This window comes from uncultured Bacteroides sp. (genome assembly GCF_905207245.1).
GTDB lineage: Bacteria > Bacteroidota > Bacteroidia > Bacteroidales > Bacteroidaceae > Bacteroides.
On record NZ_CAJLKP010000018.1, the window covers coordinates 68,072 to 74,144 of the forward strand.

Sequence of the window (6,073 nt, forward strand, 5' to 3'; positions counted from 1 at the left end):
GTTTTTACATGGTTAAAGTTATCGTTTTATTGGCAAAGACGCTTATAGATATCGGTTAATACCTCCAATCTGGATGTCTTCCCGGGAACAGCCCGGAGCTTAAACCCGCATAATGCACTCCATTCCTGCAATGTATCTTCATCGACCGCGTCTTGCAGATTTGCATCCCATCCGGGCAAATATCCCCGCAATCCCATATACTGTGCCAGACGGAAATCAGGGTCTTCCGGACGCAGGTCACGGAAGTATATCAGCGTTGCTTTCTGGTCAATCAGCAGTTCCTGCAACTTAGGCATATCCACATCCTGCACGGATACTTTGCTATCAATTGCCAGCGAAGCAGCAATACCCGCCGCCTGTCCCAATGCCATCCAGCACGGTTCCATACGTAAAGTAGAGAATCCGATATGTGAACCGGATACCGGTACAGGCAACAACAGGTTATCTACATTTCGGGGCAAAATAACGCCCAAAGGCACTGTATAAACAGCCGTAGGATAACTGATAAATCCATCCAGATGTGCCCTGCCGGTTTCCCTTTTCCGGGCAGCATGCGAGTCGAGTGCATAATGACTGGCCGTCACACTGTTGGCATGCAACGGCGGACGTTTGTCCGGTGCAACAGGCAAAGCGTCCTTGGCAGTAAAGAAGTAGACTCCTTCAAACCGTCTGCCTTCGCGCACATATACCTGGCGGGGAAAATACTCATTATCCTGATACTCATCTTTCGCCAAGCCCCATTCCAGCATTGCTTTACGGAAATGTTCCGGCAGTTCGGGATCATTTTGGGCAAACCAGAACAAACCTAACGTATAATCTTTCAGGCGTTTGGCAAACTTATCCCTCCACTCCCACGAAGAAGTAGGCCAAGGCCAGTTCTCTTCTGGTAAATCAGTGGAGATAAACGCAGCATGCTGGTTATTGCCATCCGTCTTCTGATTGGGCAGCTTTACCATGCTACTCAGCTTTCTGATTCCCCAACTATCTCCGGGCAGCTTAGTCTGATTGCCGGCAGCGATATGACGGCGGTTTTCTTCCATCATTTCATCCGTCACTTTCAACATGGCTCGTTGGGTATTCTTTCCGGTCCATACATCTTCAATCAGTGAAACGTATTCGTCTCTGTTATAAGATGCCGGTTTCGGAAAAAGTACCCGGTTATCGGGGTCATTAGTCAGGCAGAGGCGATAGTTGTAGGCCTGGACTGCATTATCCGACTCTCCCGTGCTACCACTGGCAGGCAGGCTTTTCCAGTATTCATAGCTTCTTCCCGCTCCGGGTTCTCCAAATTCGGCCTTGCTTTCCCTACCTACACGGAAGGGCACACCGGCCGCAGCTCCCAAATCTCCCTCATAAGTGGCGTCTATAAAAATATCTCCCCGGTAAGTTTCTTTTTCTCCATTCTCACGATTCAGTATGCAGATGCTTTCAATACGTCCGTTCCTGAGAGAGATATTTTGGTTTTCAGCATCAAATTGCCGCATAAGGAGTACGGTAATCTTATCCTTATGTTCGTTCAGCATATCCTGATATACAGATGCCGCAACATACGGTTCAAAATGAAACCCGTCACTGCAATCCTTCAACTGCTGGGAGTTCTCTCCATAACGATCTGCATAGTATTGCTTGATTCTGGTAGTAAACTCCATGAACAGGCCGGTAGTTGCTTCCCGAGTAGCGATATCCGTTGCCCCCAGCCCATTGACCGGAAGCCCCCCGATATGCCGGGTACGTTCCAGTATAACCGAGGTCTTACCTTGCCGGGCTGCCGCAATAGCTGTCATAATACCACCGGGATTACCGCCTACCACCACCACATCAAAATGGCTTTGGGCGGATATACCCCAACTAAGCATTAACAGAACCGTAAGAATATGGAATCTCTTCACGTTATCTTTATTTATTTAAGTTTATATTTCTGAGTATTTACATTCCATCCTTTCAATACCAGGACAGCTCCCTCAACCAACTTCTCTTCTGCCGTTTCTATAGTGACCGTTTTCTTTTCACCCGGAACCAGGGAGAAGAAGTTATCCGAATAGAACGACGGGCGTATCGGGCTCATCTTTGCATTCAGGAACTGCAACTGATTAAAGAAAGCAATGCCATTGGACGTATTCTTCAATGTGATATCTACGAAATAACGACCGCCTGCCTGACGTGTCTTATAAGAGAGTTTCACATTAGCTGCTTTCAACTTGCTCAAGTCTTCAAAACCTGAAGATGCAGGCCCAGTCAGCGTCTTGCTGCCTTCATACTTATCATTTGATCTCCAATAGAAGTTGGAAGAAACATCCTTGCCCTTCTCATCTTTCAGCAACAGTTTGATGAAATGAACCTGAGAGATATTTTCGGGGAAACGGATAGTCAGGACGTCGTTGGCTACTCCATCTTCCGGCAGATTCACAGAGGCGGATTCTTCAAACACTTTCCGGCTGTTGATATCATACACCTGCGCTATCACCTTATAATTATTGAAAGAGCGATAATAATCGTTCACCACAGATACGGTATTCTTCAAATAATCGAACTGCGCATGCAGCGGTTCCAATGAATTGGCGGTATGATAGAGTGAAGCGGTAGGCTCCAAAGACCAATCCCACATGCGGGAAGACACCTGACGCATGGAGCAATTATGATACCAGAACAGAAGTCCGGAACAGAAGCGGTCACCGTAATCCAATTTATTATAGTTCCATACTTCCCAAATACTCTTGGAGTTTATAGCACCCAGTAATTGCCCTTTTTGGGCGAATTCATCGATAGAAGATGACTTTCCATAGTGGTTTACCAAGTCAGTATACATCGTAGTCATCAGATGGAAACCATTTCCATCCAAATAATCCCATACCTCCTTATTGATAGGCCAAAGGTCTTTTTCATCCATCATCTCACGAAGGATTTCCACCGTAGGCAACGTGGGAGCACCATATTCCGGATTGAAACCATCGACACGACTTCCACGGGGAGATGCCGTATTTTCATAGTGTTGCATCGGGTTCACCTGCTTGTAAGGACTTCCATCGTGTACTCCGGCACATTCCGACTGCATCTGATAACCTCGTGTACCATCCAGTTTGTTGAGCAGTTCAGGTGTACCTGTAACTTCTGTACTTTCATTGGAAGCTACGTAATAAGCCAAAGAAGGATGGTTGCGGATGCGTTTCACAGTAGACACCACATTATCCATATAGTTACCCTTATCATGCGGATGACGTGTATCACCTGTCATCCAGAACTCCTGCCATACCAATAACCCCATTTCATCGCACAATTGGAAGAAGTAATCTGATTCGGCAATACCACCTCCCCACATGCGCAGGAGGTTGACACCCGATTGACGGCTGTACCGAAGTTCGGCATATGTACGTTCATCCGAAGTTCTCTGCATAGCCTCCGGTATCCAGTTCGTTCCCCGGATAAAGAGACGCTTGCCATTCACATAGAAGACACGTGATTTATCAGGCGTGTTCGTATCGGAAGTGATTTCCCTGATACCAAACTTCGTTTTTACCGAATCACAGACCACTCCGTCGATGGATACGGTCATTTTCAGCTCATACAGGTTCTGAGGGCCTTTGTTTACAGGCCACCACAAACGGGGGGAGTCAATCACCAACTGAGGGAACTCGTCCGGAGAGAAAGACAATAGTTTTTCTTCTCCACGCATCACTTTCAGTTTTTTCTCGAAAGTAATATTCTCACCCACAATCTCACCTTTCACCGTGCAATTGATCGGGTTAAAGCCAGTAGTCGGATTCACAACCTCCACAGAAATGGATTCACGGGCTTGATCGTAGCCGGGCTTACGCAACTCAGACTTTACGAAAGGATGACGCAACGCCACTTTGCCCGTAGCATAAAGAGAGATGTTCTTCCAGATACCGGTATTACGATCGCGGATACCATCCATGAAAGTAAAATCCCAACCCACGGTCATCAGCATGGTGGTGTTTAACCCGATGTTTCCATTTCCTCCATTGTGGAACTCTCCCACTGCACCCCATGATTTCGGCTTGGTACTGCCGGGAACATCCACCGGATATACTTTTATTGCCAAGGCATTATTCTTGCCTATCTCCACAAAGCTGGTCACGTCGATGTAATCCTGCAAGAACATACCTTTCATGGTACTAAGCAGATTTCCATTCACCCATACCTCGGCACGGTAGTTAATGCCGTCCACTTGCAGCCATACATGCTTTCCCTTGAATGATTCGGGAACAGTGAACTCAGTACGGAACCAATAGGTGTAGAAGTCACGCCCGGTTTCTGAGATATCCGGTATCAACTTCGATTCTATCTTGTTGTTGATTCCATAGTAAGGTTCTGGATATTTCCGGTTATGCACCAGTGAATTCAGAACCGTACCGGGCACAATGGCAGGCATCCAGTTTTCTGTAGAATAACTTAATAAAGACACTTTCTCTCCGGGGTCCGTCACATCTCCCGCCTTTATCATTTTCCACTGATAATCTCCGTTATGGGCAATTTCTGAATCAAGCCAGATACGTCCGGAGTTTCTGACATCATTTACCTGGCTTTGTCCGGTTACTACCGTCGAATAGGAAAACAACAGTATAACAAAGGTAAGGGCTTTGGCCCAACAGCTTATATTCATTTTATAAGTATTAAATAGAATTTCGATACAAGATTACTAAAGTGGCACAGTTTTATTCCTCCAGAAGCGCCACTGCACACCAAAGGTAAGGAGCTTGTCCATGATAATCGCCTACATTTTGCTTACGATCATAATAGTACTGCTTGTCATTCTTCTTGTTGGTGCCTTCACAAACGGATTTCACATTGTTGTTCTCATCTATGTATTTCACCATACCCATCCATGCCTTGCGGGCAGCGGGTGCATATTCTTTGGCATCCAGCCAACCGTTCTTCACTCCCTTGATAAAAGCAAAAGTAAACATGGCCGAACCTGAGGTTTCGAGCCAACAGTCTGAATGATCCAATAATTGATGCCACAGACCATTAGAAGACTGATATTTCTTCAAACTTTTCATCATAGTGAGATAGCCGTGCATGATTCGCGGACGATATTCACTGTCTTCGGGCAGGCTGCTCAACAACTCTGCCATACCGGCAGCCATCCAACCATTACCTCTGCTCCAATAGAAAGGAACATCCGGAGCATGATAGAAAAGACCGTTCGGGCGTTGAAGCTCGTCCAGATACATCACCATCTCTCTTGCAGCCCGGTCTATGTATTTGCGGTCACCGGTAATTCTATAAGCCTGAGTCTGCACAATGGTAATCATGTACATATCGTCAATCCATAAACGCGTCTGCCAGGAATAACCTTTCTGGTCCCATTCTTTTTCTTTCGGTTTCGCGTTTGCGGGGAGCTGCCATTGGGTGTCGGCATAAGGAAGACCCAAGTCCAGATAGCGTTGATCCTTTGTTATCTTATACAGTTCCAGAGGCAAACTACCGAACATATTTACATCCACGTGATTCATGATAGGCAATAAAGCCTTTTCCGTAGTGAAGAGAAGTTCAAATCTGTTCTGCAGCAACTTCACAAGTTCCTGATCGTTGGTAAGCGCTGCGAACTTCAGCCCTCCGTTCCAGGTGAAAGTTTCGGGATAACTAATCCACTTCCCTATGTGAAGCATATGTTTTCCATCTACAAAATGATATGCCAAACGTTTGCCTACTTCTTCCGGTTTATATCCTTCCGGAAAATCTTTTAGCAAGTTTGTCTGACCAAACAGTAATTGAATTGGAAGCAGAAACAGCAATAATAATGACTTTTTGCGCATAAGGTTAATTCTTTATTTATTAGACATTAAGAAACTTACAATTGTTATCATAGTACAATCACTATCAATGATGGCAAAGATAGCGCGTAGTATGTTTTCAGAAGGGAATATGTATCCCAATAAATAGAAGAAATATCTCAAAATCGCATAAGAAATCACAAATTCATTTCAAATGACGCTGATGTTGGGAATTAATTCTTTTTTGTAACGGATTTGAATGAAATGATATACTGAGTATCTATCATTCTGAGCGTAGTCGAAGAATCTCTTCCCCTACTGTATAGCGCAGCCTTATG

At 45.3% G+C, this 6,073-nt stretch carries 3 protein-coding genes; all 3 read right to left on the reverse strand.

The features are described from left to right. Positions 1-26: 26 nt before the first annotated feature. From QZ135_RS07980 to QZ135_RS07990, 3 genes are read right to left on the reverse strand one after another with little or no spacing between them, the layout of a single operon-like run. Positions 27-1,889: an FAD-dependent oxidoreductase gene (locus QZ135_RS07980; protein WP_294607618.1), complete on the reverse strand. Its 1,863-nt coding sequence runs from the start codon at positions 1,887-1,889 to the stop codon at positions 27-29. 11 nt (positions 1,890-1,900) lie between these two features. Beyond that, positions 1,901-4,621 (reverse strand): sugar-binding domain-containing protein, encoded by a 2,721-nt coding sequence (locus QZ135_RS07985; protein ID WP_294607621.1) that lies wholly within the window; start codon positions 4,619-4,621, stop codon positions 1,901-1,903. Between the two features lie 52 nt (positions 4,622-4,673). Beyond that, a complete protein-coding gene (locus QZ135_RS07990) occupies positions 4,674-5,777 on the reverse strand; it encodes a glycoside hydrolase family 88 protein (protein ID WP_009129859.1) in 1,104 nt (367 codons plus the stop codon). Positions 5,778-6,073 lie beyond the last annotated feature (296 nt).